This window comes from uncultured Caldilinea sp. (assembly GCF_937128415.1).
Classification (GTDB): Bacteria; Chloroflexota; Anaerolineae; order Caldilineales; family Caldilineaceae; genus Caldilinea.
Map to the genome: position 1 here is coordinate 102,444 of NZ_CAKZMJ010000081.1, position 16,869 is coordinate 119,312.

The following is a 16,869-nucleotide window of genomic DNA, read 5'->3' on the forward strand; positions in this document are numbered from 1 at the left end:
AGATTGCAGGGTCATTCCTGAGGTTGGTTGTAAGGGTATGCCGCCAGCAGGACGGTCATCGTTTGACTCCGGGCAGGGACCGTTGACGTCGCCGCGCGCGGCGATGGACGCCGCGCGCGGCCTGCTGACGGGCTATCAGCTGGGCCGTTATCGACTGGAAGCGCGCCTGGGCGGCGGCGTGATGGCCGCCGTCTATCGCGGGGTTCATGTAGAGACGCGCCAAACGGTGGCGGTGAAGGTGCTGCTGCCGGACGCCGACGCCACGGTGCGCGAGCGCTTCCGCCAGGAGGCGCGCACACACCGCCGACTCGTTCACCCCCATATCGTGCCTGTCCTGGAGGAAGGGTATGAGGCGAGCGACGGCATCGCCTATCTCGTGATGGCGTTGGTCGAGGGGCCGGGGCTGAACGAAGTGCTCGAGACGCGCGACCGACTGGTCGTCCGCGACGCCGCCGCTGTCCTGGCGCCCATCGCCCGCGCGCTCGCCTACGCCCATGCCCAGGGCGTGGTTCACCGCGACGTCAAGCCGGGCAACATCCTGCTGCAACCGAGTGCAGCAGACGCTTCAGGCGCCGTCTTCATCGAGGCGTTGAGAGGCCATTTCATCCCTTTGCTCAGCGATTTTGGCATTGCACGCGCGCTCGATTCGCCTGAGCTGACCGGCGTGGGGCGCACCATCGGCACGCCGACCTATATGTCGCCTGAACAGTGCGCAGACAGCCACGAGATCGACGGGCGCTCTGACCTTTATTCGCTGGGCGCCGTCTTGTATCGTTGTCTGGTCGGACGTCCTCCCTTCACCGGTTCGACCACCCAAATTCTGCATGCGCACGTCTACGAAGCGCTGACGATCCCGGAGAGCGCGCTGGCGACGCTTCCATCGGCGGCGGTGGAAATCCTGCGTCGCTCTCTGGCCAAAGACCCCGCCGACCGCTATCCATCGGGGGACGCACTGGCGGAGGCGCTGGAAGAACTCATTCAAACGCCGACGCTTCATGAAGAGGCGCCGGTGGAGGCCACCGCCACCCTGCCTGCCTTGCAGGCCGTGCCTGCGACGTCTACGAACGTGCGGGTGCTTGTGCCGGGCGTGCAGGCGCGCCCGACGGAGCCAGAGCAACGTCGCCCGTCGCCGTCCGCAGTCGCTGCATCGACGAGAAAACGATGGTCGGCCGCCCTGCTCGGCGTCGCCCTGTCGGCGCTCTTGCTCTTCGGCGCGGGGTGGGCTGCCCTTCGCCTGTTGCCCGGGGCGCCGTTACATTCGCTTGAGAGCGTCGGCACGATGGACGCGGCGACGCCGGCCCCGGTCGACGCACCCACTGCGTCCACCTTTGGGGTCGGCGACGCCGCAGGGCCTGGGGCGTCGCCGACGGTTGCACCCACGGCTGTGACGCCGCTTGTTGCGGTCAACCCGCAGGAGGAAATCACTCCACAGGAGGAAGCCGCCCCCACTCCTCCGCCTGGGCCCACATTGCTTCCAGAGGGCGCAGTCACGCTCACGCCGCCGGAGGAATTGCAGCAGCGCTGGCAGGAAGCGGAGGAGGCGCTGGCCGCACAAAACTGGCAGGCGGCGGTCGACGCGTACACCTCAATCCAGCGCATCGACCCGGACTACGAGCGCGAGACGATCACCGACCGCCTCTTCGAGAGCCACATCGGATTGGCGACGGAGCATCTCATCGCCGGACGGCTCGAGCCCGCCGCGCAGGAGCTGGAGTTGGCGTTGTCCCTGCGCCCGAACGACGAGACGGCGGCGCCCATCCAGCGCGCGTTGGCGGCGTTGCTCAGCGTAGATCCCGCCGAGGCGCAGCCGGTGCGACAAAATCTCTGGGGCGCGCTGCTCAACTACGCCGGACGCCTGGAGGTAGAAGGTCGCATCTGCAGCGCAGCAAGCGCGCTTCAGGCGGCGGTCGCCGTCCTGCCGGAGGGAGCCGCCGATACGCCGCTGGCGCAGTTCGAGGCCGAATGTATGCGCGCACAGGCGCTCGCCAACATCGAGAAGACCCTGGCGGCGGGCGCCGGTCGCATTCTCTATTCCACCCAGGAGGGCAACCGCTACAACATCTACGCTGCCCCCGCTCAGGTCGGCGGCCTCTCGACGCTGTTGATTGCGGATGGCGCTCAGGTCAGTGCGCCGCACGCCGGCGCACTGCTCGCCTTTCACAGCGCCTCCTTCACCGAGCCGGGGATCGCGCTCTTTGACCTGGCGGCCTCTCTCAGCCCCAGCGAGCGCACGCAGCGCATCACCCAGGCGGCGGAGGACGCGCGCGATGCGCCGCCCTCGTGGTCTCCTGACGGCGCAAGGATCGTCTACAGCAGCACGCGCACCAGTCCCGGGCGCCCGCGCATGTATGTGCGCTCGCTGAACACCGGCGAGGAGATCGACCTCGGTTTCGGCAAGGATCCGGCTTGGGAGCCGGGGGGCGAACGGATTCTCTTCAACGGCTTCGATGACCGGGGCGAAAACCCAGGCCTCTATCTGATCAACGCCGATGGAAGCAACCGGCAACGGCTGACCGACAATGGCAACGACCTGCGACCGGTCTGGTCGCCGGACGGCGGCGCCATCGTCTTCATGAGCACGCGCGACGGCGACATGGATGTCTATCGGCTTTCGTTGCGCGACGGTTCGCTGGTGCAACTGACCAACGATCCCGCCCAAGATGGGCTGCCGGCGATCAGCCCGGATGGGAGACTGGTCGTCTTCGCCAGTGATCGGGGCGGCGTCTGGCGGCTGTATGTGACTCCAATCGACGGCGGACCCACGCTTCCCTTGCTGGAGATCCAGGGCGTTCTGGTGAATTGGTTGGAGCATTCGGTGCAGTGGACGCGTTGAACAACGATCGCGCACAATCGCGCAGCGAGCTGGAATCCGGCGCAGGCCTGGCCGATCTGACCGGCAAGCAGCTTGGCCGTTATCTGATCGGGCAGCGGCTGGGCAGCGGCGGCGCAGCCACCGTCTACCGCGCCTATGACCAGGTGCAGGGTCAGACGGTGGCGCTCAAACTCCTGTTGCCCGGCGCCGATGAAAAGACCTATCTGCGCTTTCGCAACGAGGCGATGACCGCCAGCGCGCTGCGCCATCCCCACATCGTGCGCGTTTTGCAGGTGGGCGCTGCGCCCGGCGGCGAGATCGCCTACATCGCCATGGAGCTGGTCGAAGGCGAAAGCCTGTCCGATCTGCTGCGCCAGCACGGCCGCCTGCGCCCCGAAGAATCCGCCAATTTGCTGGAGCCGATCGCCCGCGCGCTGGCGGCCGCCCACGCCCGCGGCGTCGTGCACCGCGACGTCAAGCCGGGCAACATCCTGTTGCGGCCCGCCAGCCCAGGCGCGCCCCATAGCGTTCAGATTGAGGCGCTCGAATATCCGATCATTCCATTGCTGACCGATTTCGGCATTGCGCGCGTGCTCGATGCGCCGGAGCTGACCAGCCTGGGGCGCACGGTGGGCACGCCGGCCTATATGGCGCCGGAGCAATGTGCAGGCAGCCGGGAAATCGACGGACGCGCCGACATCTACGCGCTCGGTGCAGTGCTCTATCGCTGCATCACGGGACGCCTGCCCTTCACCGGCACGACGACGCAAATTTTGCACGCGCACGTCTATGAGCCGCTCACCATCGACGAGGCCCTCTACCGGCAGCTTTCGCCCCGGATGATCGAAGTGCTTCAGCGCAGCCTGGCCAAACGGCCAGAGGATCGCTACGCCAGCGCCGATGAGATGGCCGACGCCTTGGCGTTGGCGGCGGGCCGCACCCCGCGCCGGGGCGATGAACCGACGGAGGCGACCGCCACGTTGACGATGGCGGCGCTGCCCACCGTTGCGCCTGCGACGGAAGCCACGTCAACAACGGTGTTGGTGCCGGCGCCGGGCGGTCCGACGCGCGGCGCCCATCCGCTCTTGCGCACCGCCTCCCCATCCCATCAAACTGCGGGAATGACGGCGACGCCGGTGGAAGCGCGGTTGGCGCCGCCTAAAGCTGCAGTCGCCGGGGCAGGCGGTCGCCGTTTCCCCCCCATGCATGAGATTTTGCTCACGATCGCGGGCGGCCTCATTGTGATGGCGATCGGCGTTGTCCTGGGCATACAGACTCCGCGACTGTTGCGCAACCCTCCGCCTTTGCCGGCCATCGTTGCGCCGCCCGGCACGGACACGCCGACGCCGCCTGCGGAGGAGCCCGAAGCCGACGCCGCCGCAACGCCCCTCGGGGCGGCGGCTTTCCCGACGGAAACGCCATCAGGAATCCCCTCCCCTGCGGCGGCTGCGACGACCGCCGAACCCACCGACGCCGCAGCGTCTCCGGCCCCTCCGCCGACGGAGACGGCCACGGCGACGCCCTCCGATACGCCTTCACCGACGGCGACGCCTACGGACGCGCCCACCGTGACGCCGACTTACACTCCCACCGCTACGGAGACGCCCACGCCAACGAGCACTCCCGCCGATACGCCGACGCCCGACACCGAGGCAACGCTGGCCGCCTGCCTTAACCTGGCGGATGAGACGCTTTTGCGTTATGTCAACAGTCTTGAGGCGGAGCGACGCAGGGCATTGGGATGTCCTCTCTCGGCTGCACAGGTGGGTCCGGCGCAGATGACGCCGTTTGAGCGCGGGTATATGGTGGGCTTGAACGACGCCGGGGATCTCTACATCGTCTATCTACGCGAGGGCCGCTGGGAACGGCTGCCCTTGCTGGAGGAGGGCGAGATTCCTCCAAACATTCCGCCTCCGCCCGAGGGCCTGTATCTGCCTACAGGCCGTTTTGCCCCTCTATGGGCAGCAGAGGGACGCTGGACGCGGCTGGGTTTTGCAGTGGAGCCGGCGCCGGTCGATTTTACAGCCGTGATTCAGGCGTTCGAGGGCGCCGTGCTGATCGGCAACCGGGACGCCACCGAGGTCGCCGTATTGCCCACAGGTGAGTGAGTGCGAAAGATCGATTTTTGAAAAGCTCGAATGTCCATTGAAATTGATCTTGCGCCCAATCATAAGATCGGGTTGATAGTGGACAGCCCGCTGTTGCTTTCGCCGACGGCGGCCGGCTTCGGCGAGCTGCCGCTGCGCTCCGTCGATGTCGCCCGCCTGGGCGCTGTGGTCGTGGGGCCGGTCAGCGCAGGAGGACGCAGCTACGGAGGGCCGGTCCAGCTCGTTGAGGTGGACGGCGGCGTTCTGGTCACGAAATCTTCTTTCAGCCGCAGCGCGGCCCGGGCGGTCGCCCGCTTCGCCTCTGCGTGGGAGCGGCTGCAACGCCCGGTGATCGTGCAGCTGGTGGATGCAGCGCCGGTGGATTTGGTCAGGGCGGCGCGGCGCGTCGCGCAGGCCCTGTCTGTGGTCGGCGTGGAATGGGCGCCGCCGACGATGCTATCCGGCAAGCAGGTGTGCGATGGAGTGCGCGCGCTGACACGGAACGTTGAACTGCCTGTCTGGATCAAGCCCCCGTTGGAGTGCGCAGCGGAATGGAGCCGCAACGCCGTGGAGGCGGGCGCCGTCGGCGTCGTGGTCGGGCAGCCTTTACCGGGAGCTGTGATGGAAAGCGATCCGGTCACAGGCAAGATGACGCCGCTGCTGGGCGATCTCTACGGCCCGCTCACCTTCGCACCGATGCTGCGCGCTGTGGTGGAGGTGGTGAAACTTGATTTGGGCTGCGCCGTGATCGCCTGCGGCGGCGTCTACAACGAACGGCATGTGCAGCAGGCGCTTGCCGCCGGCGCACGCGCCGTTCAGCTCGATGCGTTGTTGTGGACGGAGCCTAACGTCCTTTTTTCTGCGCCAGCTCCCGCGCCTGTTCAATGATCTGCGTGCGCACGACGCGACCCACCGGCCATTGGATAATTTCTGCAATCTCTTCGGCCGGGCGCCGGGCCAGTTCTTCAAAGGTGAGAATGCCGGCTTCCTTGAGACGGCGATCGAAGACCGGTCCGACGCCGTTGATCTGCGTGAAATCGTCAACCTCTGCGGAAGGAGACGTCGGCGCAGGCGCTTCCTCCCCGGCGCCGAGCGGCGTCGAGGACTCCACAGGTTCGTTTGCGACGGGTTGCGCCGCCGGCGTCTCACCGGGCTCCGCTGCGCTCGATGGTTCAGGTTCGGCCTGCGGGGTGCTCGGAGGCGGTGGAGGCGCCGCTTGCGCCGTCGCAGGCGTGAGGGCAGGCGCGGCCTGTCCGCCCAGCCTCAGTGCGTTGACCAGGATGGCGCCGACGCCAAACGATCCGACAATGACGGCGATCAGATAGGCGAAGAAGCTGAGACAGCCGCCGAGAATCCAGAAAAAGGCGACCAGAGCGCCGGGAACGACAATGCCCACGGCGGTGCGCGCGGGCACACCCCACCGGACGTTGACGGCTTTCTCGATTCTGCGTCCCAGCTCCTCGCCCAGAGCGGCCAGCCCGGCCAGGTTGACCGCCGCCAGAGCCAGGCCGAGCAGGACGGCCGGCGGTCGGAAACAGACGGTGATCCAGAGAAGACCGATCAGCGCCAGACCAAAGAGGTTGAAAATCAGGCCGGCCGCAAAGCTGAGCGGCGTGCGCTCAATCAGGGTTGCGCGGGTCTGCTCCACCCAGGCCGGGCGCAACGCCATCAGCAGCGCGCCGATTCCCACGGCCACGCCCAGAAGGAGCAGGGCGCGCAAAGTGCGCGCAACCAGACCGAGAAAAATCTCTATTGCGCTTGGCGGCTGCGGCTTGGGTGCAAGCGGCATCTCCGCCAGCGTCCCCAGCCCGGGCAGCGGCGGCAGATTCATGCTGACGGAGGGTCCGCGCACCACGTTGCCCCGAACCACCGCACCGCGCGATTGGCTGATTTCTCCACTCACAACGCTGATGTCGCCGTCGACGACTGCATCGCCGCCCAGGCTGACGTTTCCGCTCCACGCCGTGACTGAGCCGCCGACGGCGCCGTCGACGATGACGTTGCCGCTGAGGGCCGTGACGTTGCCGCTGACGGCGCCGCCCCGTTCGATCTGGACGTTGCCGCTGTACACGACCAGGTCCCCGCGAATGGCGCCTTCTCGCTCCACCGTGACGTTGCCCTGGTAGACGACGACGTCGCCTTCTATGACCTGGCCGCTGCGCACGCGCAGGTTATCGTAAAAGACTTGACGCTGCGCAATCGCCGGCCGGTCGCCGGCTTGAGCCGCAGCGGCTTGCAACGTCGTCGGCGAAATTGCGGCCGCCCCCAACGCCAGGGCAATCACGAGTAGAAAAAGCAACGAGAGCGCTCGTTGCAAGATGGAAGGGTGGTTAAGTCGCATAAGGTCGTCCCTGATGTCCATAGGTTGCAGTGATTCACAAAATCAGCCTGACGGTTGGATGGAGCGGTCGGATGAAGGCTGAGCGATCCCCAAGACGACCATCACGCCAACCTGTCATCTGAGTGGCTGCGTCGCAGCAGTTGCACCCAGGCGGCCGTCATCAGAACAACAAGCAGCGCGTAGGCGGCGCCCAAGAGCTGCGCCTGAGGCGTCCTGGCGAGCGCCGCCGTTGTTTCAAACGTGGAGGAAGCCCACAGTTTCAGCGATGAGTATGCAAACGCCAGCATGCGCAGTTGTTCGCCGACCCATTGTCCCTGCGTGAACAAGATCAGCGCGCCGACGCCGACGATCGCCAAAAAGACCATCGCCAGCGCAGTCACGGCCAGAGCAGCGGAAAGCAACAACACGCGCTGCTGTCGTTGCTGTTCCTGTTGCGCAAGCCGCGCCTCGAACCGTCGAACGAAGCCGGAGGAGGGTGCAATGGCCGGCGTTTCTGCGAACTGGCGGTCGATCCGCTGCCAGGATCGCCACGCCTGCGCCAGCTCCTCATGCTCCGCCAGCAGCGTCTCAAAGCGGACGCGTTCGTCAGCGTCGAGCCGGTCGTCGAGCGCCAGCGACATCAGCCACGCAAATTCCTGTTCCGAGGGGCGCATCGTCTCCTGCAGATGGTCGTCCGTCCTGTTTGCCCCGTTCATTGCGTCACCTCCACCGCGTCTTGAACGCGTATTGTATTGCCGCCGCGTTTTGTACGGATCGCGTTTCGTATTCCGTGTTCCGTAGTGCGTGTTTCGTAGTGCGTGTTTCGTAGTGCGTGTTCCGTAGTGCGTGATTTCATAATGCAGCGCGCATTCTGCATCTCGTCACACGCCAAACGCCGCGCAACACGCAACACGCTCTACGCGCCAACTTTCACGCTCTGCTCCCGCCGCTTGCGCCTGGTTGCGCATAGGGCGAGACGCAAGCGATTGCGACGATGCGTGCTGTGCATCGGGCGGCGTTTCGTTCTCCTGTTGGCGGTACAGCGCCGCCAGCTGCTGCCGCGCGCGAAAAAGCCTGCTCTTCACCGTGGCGACCGTCACATTCATCGTCTCGGCAATTTCTTCGTAGCTCATCTCCTCCCAATATCGCAGCACCAGGGGCAAGCGATACTCCGGCGCCAACCGTTCGAGCATCGTTTGGACTTCGATGCGCGTCTCCTCCTGGAGGGCGCTTCGCTCTGGCCGCAGATCCCCGCCTTCCAGATTCTGCAGCATCGGATTGTCGTCGATCGAAATCTGTGTGGCTTTACGCCGACGCAATCGGTCGATGCAGTGATGATTTGCGATCGAAAAGAGCCAGGTCGAGAACTTCATCGCCGGGTCGTACTGCCCCAGACGACTGTAGGCGCGCAGAAAGGTCTCCTGCGCTGCGTCTTCAGCCTCCTCGATATTCCCCAACATGCGATACGTCAGATTAAACACCGGGCGCTGATAGGCTTCCACAAGTCGACTGAACGCCTTTGCGTCGCCCCGGCGGGCCTGCATGACCCAGGTCTGTTCCTGGTCGTTCATGACTACGATTCTCGCTTCTCTCTGCGAGGCCGGCGCCGCCGACCTCATGCGCTGTCATTCATGCGCCGTCATTCGACAATACGCAGCCGCAGGCATAAAGTTGCACTGTGCAATTTCTCTGGAAAGACGCCAGTGGTTTGTGAGGCGCTTTCGGCGTGAAGTATAATATATCCATTCAGTGGAAAAGTCACGAGGAAGTGATCTGAATTTGTGGTTGAACGGAATTCGACAGGTATTATCAATTTGATCGATTGAGGATCGCCGCGCGCTCCATCGAGGATCGAGCGCCCCGGCGCACCTTACGAAGGAAGATCGCATGCGACAGACATATCCATTTACAGCCATTGTAGGTCAGGAGCGCATGAAGCGCGCCCTGATCTTGAATGCAATCAATCCTCAGATCGGCGGCGTGTTGATCCGTGGGGAGCGCGGCACCGCCAAATCGACGGCGGCGCGCGCCCTGGCCGCACTGCTGCCCATGCTCGAGGTTGTGCAGGGGTGTCGCTTCAACTGCGACCCGCAGCGCCCCGACCTCTTCTGCGACGAGTGTCGCGAACGTCTGGAGCGGGAAGGAACGCTGCCGGTGACCTATGTTCCCACCCCCTTCGTCGACCTGCCGGTGAGCGCCACCGAAGACCGCGTCGTCGGCACGCTCGACATCGAAAAGGCGATTCAAAAGGGCGAGCGTCACTTCGAGCCGGGCATCCTGGCGGCGGCCAATCGCGGGGTGCTCTATGTGGACGAAGTCAATCTGCTGGACGACCATGTGGTCGATCTGCTGCTGGACAGCGCCGCCATGGGCGTCAACGTCGTCGAGCGCGAAGGTATCAGCTTCCAACATCCGGCGCGCTTTGTGCTGGTCGGCTCGATGAACCCGGAGGAAGGCGACCTGCGGCCGCAGCTGCTGGACCGTTTCGCCCACGCTGTGGACGTCGTTGGCATCAGCGATCCCGCGCAACGCGTCGAGGTGCTGCGCCGCCGCGTCTTTTTCGAGCAAGACCCGGAGGCGTTCATTGCGGCCTACGAAGAGTCCGAAAAGGAGATGTGCAACCGCATTTTGGAGGCGCGGCAACGCTATCCGCTGGTCAAGTACACGGAGAAGGACCTCTACACCATCGCTGCGCTGACGTCGAGCTTCAAGGTCGATGGTCACCGCGCCGACATTGTGATCCTCAAGACGGCGCGCGCACAGGCTGCCTTTGAGGGCCGCTTCCAGATCAATGACCGCGACATCTTGCTGGCCGCGGAGTTGGCGCTGCCTCACCGCATGAAAAAACAGCCCTTCCAGGACTCCGTCCTCAATCCTGACCAGCTTCAGGCCAATATGCGCCAGGCGCGCGCGGAGGCCGAACATGCAGTCGGCGATGAAGAGATGCAACAGGAAGGTGAAGGAAAGGCGGCGACCGACGAAAAAAAAGCCTGGAGGGCGATGAGTCGGAGCTGAACCCAAGCCCAGAGGCTGGCGAAGGCGGCGTCCCTCAGCCCGACGCGTCTCCTCAGCAAAGCTCATCGCCCGGCGACAACAAAGGCGCCCGTAAACCGGTGAAAATCGGAGAAACCTTTGAGGCCAGGCGGCTCGATACGCCGCTGGACAGAATCACGCGCGAGCGCGCCGGCAAGCGCTCCTACACGCGTACGGAACGCAAGCGCGGCCGTTACATCAAAGCCCGTCCGGCGGGCGATCGGCCCGAGGATATTGCGTTCGACGCCACCCTGCGCGCCGCTGCGCCCTATCAAAGTCAACGCCACGCGCAGGCGGACAACGACCTTGCGCTGCATCTGCGCAAGAGCGACCTACAACGCAAGGTGCGCGTGCGACGCACCGGCAACCTCATCTTGTTCGTCGTGGACGCAAGCTGGAGCATGGCGGCCAGCGAACGCATGGAGGCCACCAAGGGCGCCATCTTCAGCCTGTTGGTCGACGCCTATCAACGTCGCGACCAGGTGGGGCTGATCGTCTTTCAACGCGATAAGGCGCGGCTGGTGTTGCCGCCCACCAACAGCGTCGAACTGGCCCAGCGCGCGCTGCAAGACCTTCCCGTCGGCGGCAAGACGCCGCTGAGCAGCGGCCTCTTCCTGGCCTGGCAGGTGCTGGAAAACGCCCGTCGCCGCGATAGCGAAATTCGCCCCCTGATGATTTTGCTCACCGACGGGGCCGGCAACGTCAGCATGACCGGCATGCCCGCGCAGGAGGAGTCGCTGCGCATCGCCGAGTTGTTCGAGCAGGCGGGGCTGAAGTCGATCGTCATCAACATGGAGCACGCAGCCTTCGATCGCGGCCTGGCGCAGAAGCTGGCCGATGCGCTCGGCGGCGTCTGCTACAATGTGCCCGACCTGCGCGCCGATACGCTGCTTTCCACCGTCAAGAGAGAGATCGACGGATGAGCGGGGAATGGAGGATCAGAGAGCGGGAGAGCGGGAGAGGTGGAGAGCGGGAGAGCGGGAGAGGTGGAGAGCGGGAGAGCGGGAGAGCGGGAGAGGTGGAGAGCGGGAGTTAAGAGAGTGATGAACAAAATGGAAGCGCCCTTCTCTCACTCTGGGCAGCGCATCATGACGCCGACCAAGGGGAGCTGGGAGGAAAAGTTGCTGCGAGGGCAGGAGCTGCTCGCAAAGCAGGACGAGTCCGGTCGCGTCCTGCTGCAACAGCTGATCGAGCGCCTGTTCCAAACGCCGGAATCGATGCGAATGGCCGGCAATCAACGGCTGAACAATCTCTTGATCATGGCTATCGATTCGCTGGCGTTTTATCTCACGTCTCGAGATCAGTTTGCCGAGGCCGCCGCACTTCTCCAAAAAAGCGAGGAAGTGCTTTCTGCCGAACAACGCAATGCGTGGCGTCTCCGTCGCGCATTGGTGCTGCTGCTCGGCGAGCCGCAAGACGAAGGCTTTGCGCTGCTCAAAACACTCATTTTGTCAGAGGAGGACTTGCAGAAACGTTTTCTGCTCTGGGACATTTATCTGGATAAGGCGCTGCACTGGCGCCGCTTTGATCTTGCAGAGCAGGCGCTCCTTGAGATCGAACGCAGCGTCAATCGCGCCTCGGCGACGCTAGACGACGCTGCGCAGGCGCGAGCATTCCAGTCGGATCTCGCCTATTTTAAGGCGCGGCTCAGCCTGGCGCAGAATCGGGTGGACGAAGCGCTGGCCTGGATGGAATACGCAGCCGCCCAGGCGCCGCTCACGTCCGGTCGCATTTATAGTTTTGTGCTCGAATTGATTGAACGCAATCGGTACACAGAGGCGCTGAAGTGGGTGCAGCGCGACCAGGAGAATCCACTGCGCATCAAATTTTTGAGCGGCTATATCCACTTCCATCTTGGCGCGCGTGCAGAGGCGGAGCGACTGTGGCGGCAGGCTGTCCGAACATTCCCGGACGCCGCCGAGTCCGAGACGGTGGATATGATGCCGATCGTGCTGTCAGATTATTACCTGGGCGGCAAAGAAAGACTCGGCCTGGGCGTCGTGCTGGGCAGCATGCAGGCGCAGGATAGAATCACGGCGACTCAATTCTATTTGGCCGGCCTGGGGTGGGCGATGCGCGGCGAGAAATTCTCGGCGCACTCGAATTTCAAACTTGCGCTGATGCGCACGAAGATGTTGGCCATCGCACTGAAACTGCCGCGAGAGTGGTGGCTGTTCTGCAAGGATCTGATTCCTGCCGCAGACCTGCCCGAGTATGAAGTCTATTTTGAAACCTCATCCCCATTTTGAAGCTTCCGGTTATGACGCCATTCTTCAAATACAGCGGCGCGCTTGAAATCGATGAAGCGCAGGAATTTCTCCCGTTCGCGCAACGCCTTGCTGAGGTGAGCGCAGCCGTGATCCGCCCGTACTTTCGCAACGGTGCAGCGGTGGAGCTCAAGGCCGACGAATCGCCTGTCACCATCGCCGATCGCAACGCCGAGCTGGCCATGCGCGAGCTGATCGAACGCACCTATCCCGACCACGGCGTGCTCGGCGAAGAGTTCGGCAGCCATCGCCCTGACGCCCGCTATCGCTGGGTGCTTGACCCCATCGACGGCACTAAGGCGTTCATCTCCGGCGCGTACCTCTTCGGCACACTGATCGCACTCGTCAAGGATGGACGCCCGGTGATCGGGGTGATCAACCAGCCGATCGTCGGCGACTGCTTGATCGGCACAGGAGAAAGGGCCTGGCTCAACGGCCGGCCCGTGCGCGTCGCTCCCTGCAGCCGGCTGGAGGACGCCATCCTCCTCAGCACCGACCACTGGAATGTCTTCAACCATCAAAATGGCCCCGCCTACGAACGCCTCACGCGCCGCGTGAAACGCTATAACAACTGGGGCGATTGCTACGGCTACATGCTGGTGGCGACCGGCGGCGCCCACATCATGATGGATCCGATCATGAACGAATGGGATCTGATGGCGTTGATCCCCATTATCGAAGGCGCCGGCGGTCGCATCACGGACTGGCGAGGCGACGACCCGATCCAGGGATTGAGTTGCGTCGCCACCAACGGCGAGCTGCACGACGCCGTTATCGCTGCGTTGAATCCGGTTGAGGCCTGAAAAGAGACGTCTCGGCGCCGTCAGCCTTCGGTTCGTTGCCCGGCGATGTGCACTCAGCCCCCCCGTCTCGTCCGGCGCTCGACGCCTTTCGACTGCCGGAAACAGGTCTCTCAATTTGACGAGGAGGGCGAGACAGGGTACAATGCCGAAGAATTTGAGCGAGGCCCCATCGTCTAGTGGACTAGGACTCAGCCCTTTCAAGGCTGCGACAGGGGTTCGAATCCCCTTGGGGCTACAGAAAAAAAGACCCACAGCGACGGCTGTGGGTCTCGCTTTTTCTGCAGCGATTGTCCGGTTACGCAGGGGCGGCCGGCGCTTCCGGGTTCGGCCCGAAATGCTTGAGCATCACGAGCGGATCGCTGCGGCTGGGGTTGTGGATCGTCACCCCGCGCGCAGCGGCCTGCGCCGAGACGAAGTATTCGTCGTAGGTGAGCTGGCCGAAGCGAATCAGCGCCGGCGTCTCGACCGGATGCTTGTCGATCGTCCCGTGCCCCTGGATGGTGATGAAGCCGTAGGGGCCGGCGTCGCGGATCGTCACGGTGCGGCCGGGCAGCACCGTCAGCTCCTTGGCGGCGAAATATTCGTTGCCGTAGGTGATCCACTTTTCGATGTAGCCTTCCGCCTCCATCTCCTCGATCGGTTTGACCGGCAGCGGCGGCCGGAAGTACTTGGCCTTGAGATCAGGCAGGACGTTCGCCTCCCAGTCCACCATGCTGACCAGGAAATCGAGGTCGTGATGCTTGTCCGCCGGCACATTCTTGACCAAGTTGCCCCAGTCGATCGGCACATCCGCCACCAGCGACTGGAACATGGCGAAGACGTCGCTCGCCCACTGCGGCTCGTAGGTGCACAGGCTGCCCGGCGCATGCAGCACCCCCGCCGGCACGTACCAGCCCGTTCCCAGTTCTAGCCGATAGGCCTTGGACAGGTTGGTGATCTTGTTGTCGCCTTCGTTCCAGATCTCCAGGCAGCGGCGCACCTGCTCCTTCGTCGTGCCCGGTTCGAGGCCAAAGAAGGTGTGCGGGAAGGTGCCGCCGTGGTTGTTCAACTGGGGTGGGAAGTAGTAGGCTTCTGGCTTGTGCTCCATGCCGACGAGCGAAGCGAACTCTTGCGTCTGATGCAGGTGATGGGGCAGCGGATCGCGGTTGTCGAAAAACTTGGAGTAGACCGGCCAGCGCCCGTACTTCGACCACATCTCCTCGCCCAACAGCGCTGCACCTAGCTCCGCCACCGCGTCGAGCAGCAACACTTTGTATGTCGTTCCGGCCTCTTCGTGGACAACGTAACTCAGCCCTTCGTCCGGCGTCGTCAGCGGGCCGTTGTCCGCTTTGGTGGTGGAGGCGAACCAGCGTTCGTCGATGCCGCCGCGGTGCGCGCCGAACGAATAATAGTCGCGCGGGTCGAGCTTGATGCGTCTGCCCGGGATGCAAAATGAACGCGGCACCCAGGTGGGGGCCAGTCGCAGAATTCCTTCGCCGGCTTCAAAGGCGGCGCGAATGATTTGTGTTTGGGACAGCATAGGTTGGTTCCTTTTTAAGTAAAAGAAAAAAGATAGGGGGATTGAGGCGGCGAGGAATAGGGTGATGGGAAAGGAGTGCGAGGGGCGCAGCGCACCTCTACACACTCCAAGTCCCTACACCCCTATCATCCTACTGTCTCAACATCCCCCCTCAATCCAATCCTCACGCCCGCTATTGCGGAATCTCGCCGATGCGCTCCGCTTCCTCGAAGTTGTCGAGCGTGATCAGCTTAGGCTGCAGCAGGATCACGTCGTTGGCCGGCTTCTCACCCTTGACGATAAAGTTGACGATCGTCTGCAGCGCAGTGCGCGACTGCCCGCCGGGGAACTGCTCGACGGTGCCGTACATGGCGCCCTCGCGCACGGCCAGCAGCGCCTCCGGCAGTGCGTCGAAGCCGATGATGGGGATGTTGAGGCCTGCCGCACGCACAGCTTCCACTGCGCCGAGGGCCATGTCGTCGTTGGCGGCGACGATCGCCTGCACGTCCGGGTTCGAGGAGAGGCAGTTCTCCGTCACCGTCAAGCCGCCATCCCGGTTGAAGTTGCCCGTCTGCTGACAGACCACCTCGATGTTCCCCACCGGGTCGATGATGTTGTGCAACCCCTTCGAGCGGTCAATCGCAGGCGATGCCCCAGGCGTCCCCAACAACTCGAAGATCTTCGCCCCCTCCGGGAACAGACTCACCAGCGCCTTGCCCTGCTCCTCGCCGCCCAGCACGTTGTCCGCTCCCACATGCGCCAACAATCCCGTCACTCCCTCGGCCCGACGGTCGATCGTCACCACCGGAATCCCAGCGTCGATCACCTGCTGAATCACAGGCGCAACGCCCTCGCTCGTGCGCGGACTCACGATCAGACCATCGTACCCTTTCGCAATCACACCCTCCAGATCCGCCACCTGCTTCGTCGTGCTGTCCTGGCCGTCCAACGTGATGATCTCGATGTTCCCAATGCGCGCTGCCTCGTCACGCACCTGCTTCTCCATGTGCACAAAAAACGGAAAACTCATCGCAGGCACTGAAAAGGCGATGGTCAGCTTGCGCTCCGGCGCAGCCGCCGGCGCCAGCCCGGGCACCTCGCCGATGCGCTCCGCTTCCATCAGGTTGTCCAGCGTGATCAACTTGGGCGCCAGCAGCACGACGTCGTTGGCCGGCTTCTCGCCCTTGGTGAGGAAATCCATGATAATCTGCAGCGCAGTGCGCGACTGCCCGCCGGGGAACTGCTCGACCGAGCCATAGAGCTCGCCGCTGGCGATCGCCTGGAGCGCCTCCGGCAGTGCGTCGAAGCCGATGATAGGAACATTGACGCCCGCTGCGCGTGCAGCCTCCGCCGCGCCGAGGGCCATGTCGTCGTTGGCGGCGACGATCGCCTGCACGTCCGGGTTCGAGGAGAGGCAGTTCTCCGTCACCGTCAAGCCGCCATCCCGGTTGAAGTTGCCCGTCTGCTGACAGACCACCTCGATGTTCCCCACCGGGTCGATGATGTTGTGCAACCCCTTCGAGCGGTCAATCGCAGGCGATGCCCCAGGCGTCCCCAACAACTCGAAGATCTTCGCCCCCTCCGGGAACAGACTCACCAGCGCCTTGCCCTGCTCCTCGCCGCCCAGCACGTTGTCCGCTCCCACATGCGCCAACAATCCCGTCACTCCCTCGGCCCGACGGTCGATCGTCACCACCGGAATCCCAGCGTCGATCACCTGCTGAATCACAGGCGCAACGCCCTCGCTCGTGCGCGGACTCACGATCAGACCATCGTACCCTTTCGCAATCACACCCTCCAGATCCGCCACCTGCTTCGTCGTGCTGTCCTGGCCGTCCAACGTGATGATCTCGATGTTCCCAATGCGCGCCGCCTCGTCACGCACCTGCTTCTCCATGTGCACAAAAAACGGAAAACTCATCGCAGGCACCGAAAAGGCGATTCGGTAGACTTTCGCCTCCGGCGCTCCCGGCGCAGCTTCCGGCGCCGAGGGCGCCGCCGGCGCGCACCCGGCCAGAACCATCGCCAGCATCAGCCCAAGGCTGAGCA

General features: G+C 64.0%; 12 protein-coding genes and 1 tRNA gene. 8 read left to right on the forward strand and 5 right to left on the reverse strand.

Annotation, left to right across the window (positions count from 1 at the left end; translation table 11 throughout):
• Positions 1 to 82 precede the first annotated feature (82 nt).
• The 3 genes from Q0367_RS15390 to Q0367_RS15400 are packed head-to-tail and all read left to right on the forward strand — an operon-like array spanning position 83 to position 5,787.
• Entirely contained in the window at positions 83 to 2,833 is a 2,751-nt protein-coding gene (locus tag Q0367_RS15390) for a protein kinase domain-containing protein (RefSeq protein WP_297632928.1), read from the forward strand.
• A complete protein-coding gene (locus Q0367_RS15395) occupies positions 2,800 to 4,920 on the forward strand; it encodes a serine/threonine-protein kinase (RefSeq protein ID WP_298983295.1) in 2,121 nt (706 codons plus the stop codon). Before Q0367_RS15390 ends, Q0367_RS15395 begins: the two co-directional genes overlap by 34 nt.
• A gap of 30 nt (positions 4,921 to 4,950) precedes the next feature.
• Entirely contained in the window at positions 4,951 to 5,787 is an 837-nt protein-coding gene (locus tag Q0367_RS15400) for a hypothetical protein (RefSeq protein ID WP_297632937.1), read from the forward strand.
• On the opposite strand, the gene Q0367_RS15405 is transcribed toward Q0367_RS15400, so the two are convergent.
• The 3 genes from Q0367_RS15405 to Q0367_RS15415 all read right to left on the reverse strand — a co-directional run bounded on the left by Q0367_RS15405 (position 5,744) and on the right by Q0367_RS15415 (position 8,790).
• On the reverse strand, positions 5,744 to 7,240 hold the full coding sequence (locus Q0367_RS15405; protein ID WP_298983298.1) for a polymer-forming cytoskeletal protein: 1,497 nt from the start codon (positions 7,238 to 7,240) through the stop codon (positions 5,744 to 5,746). The two genes, Q0367_RS15400 and Q0367_RS15405, sit on opposite strands and share 44 nt — an antisense overlap.
• Positions 7,241 to 7,341: 101 nt before the next feature.
• On the reverse strand, positions 7,342 to 7,935 hold the full coding sequence (locus Q0367_RS15410) for a hypothetical protein (protein ID WP_297632942.1): 594 nt from the start codon (positions 7,933 to 7,935) through the stop codon (positions 7,342 to 7,344).
• 165 nt (positions 7,936 to 8,100) lie between these two features.
• Positions 8,101 to 8,790 carry an RNA polymerase sigma factor gene (locus tag Q0367_RS15415; RefSeq protein ID WP_297632946.1) on the reverse strand — a complete coding sequence of 230 codons (690 nt, stop codon included), beginning with the start codon at positions 8,788 to 8,790 and terminating at the stop codon, positions 8,101 to 8,103.
• A gap of 316 nt (positions 8,791 to 9,106) precedes the next feature.
• Between Q0367_RS15415 and Q0367_RS15420 the strand changes: the two genes are divergently transcribed.
• The 5 genes from Q0367_RS15420 to Q0367_RS15440 all read left to right on the forward strand — a co-directional run bounded on the left by Q0367_RS15420 (position 9,107) and on the right by Q0367_RS15440 (position 13,557).
• Positions 9,107 to 10,234: an ATP-binding protein gene (locus tag Q0367_RS15420; protein ID WP_297632949.1), complete on the forward strand. Its 1,128-nt coding sequence runs from the start codon at positions 9,107 to 9,109 to the stop codon at positions 10,232 to 10,234.
• A gap of 98 nt (positions 10,235 to 10,332) precedes the next feature.
• Positions 10,333 to 11,175: a VWA domain-containing protein gene (locus Q0367_RS15425; protein WP_297632953.1), complete on the forward strand. Its 843-nt coding sequence runs from the start codon at positions 10,333 to 10,335 to the stop codon at positions 11,173 to 11,175.
• A gap of 120 nt (positions 11,176 to 11,295) precedes the next feature.
• Positions 11,296 to 12,501, forward strand: a complete 1,206-nt coding sequence (locus Q0367_RS15430) for a hypothetical protein (protein ID WP_297632957.1) — start codon at positions 11,296 to 11,298, stop codon at positions 12,499 to 12,501.
• A gap of 11 nt (positions 12,502 to 12,512) precedes the next feature.
• Positions 12,513 to 13,322: a histidinol-phosphatase gene (gene hisN, locus Q0367_RS15435; protein ID WP_297632960.1), complete on the forward strand. Its 810-nt coding sequence runs from the start codon at positions 12,513 to 12,515 to the stop codon at positions 13,320 to 13,322.
• Between the two features lie 162 nt (positions 13,323 to 13,484).
• Positions 13,485 to 13,557 (forward strand) — tRNA-Glu (locus Q0367_RS15440).
• A 60-nt stretch (positions 13,558 to 13,617) separates the two neighbouring features.
• On the opposite strand, the gene Q0367_RS15445 is transcribed toward Q0367_RS15440, so the two are convergent.
• Together Q0367_RS15445 and Q0367_RS15450 are read right to left on the reverse strand one after the other, a co-directional pair.
• Positions 13,618 to 14,841, reverse strand: coding sequence for a hypothetical protein (locus Q0367_RS15445; protein WP_297632963.1), 1,224 nt, complete (start codon positions 14,839 to 14,841; stop codon positions 13,618 to 13,620).
• A 172-nt stretch (positions 14,842 to 15,013) separates the two neighbouring features.
• Positions 15,014 to 16,869, reverse strand: a 1,856-nt coding sequence (locus Q0367_RS15450; protein ID WP_298983302.1) for a sugar ABC transporter substrate-binding protein, incomplete at its 5' end; no start/stop codon positions are given.

Bases quoted from the DNA above. Each gene is read 5' to 3' on its own strand.
- Q0367_RS15400 (WP_297632937.1), top strand. From the start codon at position 4,951: ATGTCCATTGAAATTGATCTTGCGCCCAATCATAAGATCGGGTTGATA.
- Q0367_RS15405 (WP_298983298.1), bottom strand. From the start codon at position 7,240: ATGCGACTTAACCACCCTTCCATCTTGCAACGAGCGCTCTCGTTGCTT.
- Q0367_RS15410 (WP_297632942.1), bottom strand. From the start codon at position 7,935: ATGAACGGGGCAAACAGGACGGACGACCATCTGCAGGAGACGATGCGC.
- Q0367_RS15415 (WP_297632946.1), bottom strand. From the start codon at position 8,790: ATGAACGACCAGGAACAGACCTGGGTCATGCAGGCCCGCCGGGGCGAC.
- Q0367_RS15420 (WP_297632949.1), top strand. From the start codon at position 9,107: ATGCGACAGACATATCCATTTACAGCCATTGTAGGTCAGGAGCGCATG.
- Q0367_RS15430 (WP_297632957.1), top strand. From the start codon at position 11,296: ATGAACAAAATGGAAGCGCCCTTCTCTCACTCTGGGCAGCGCATCATG.
- hisN (WP_297632960.1), top strand. From the start codon at position 12,513: ATGACGCCATTCTTCAAATACAGCGGCGCGCTTGAAATCGATGAAGCG.
- Q0367_RS15445 (WP_297632963.1), bottom strand. From the start codon at position 14,841: ATGCTGTCCCAAACACAAATCATTCGCGCCGCCTTTGAAGCCGGCGAA.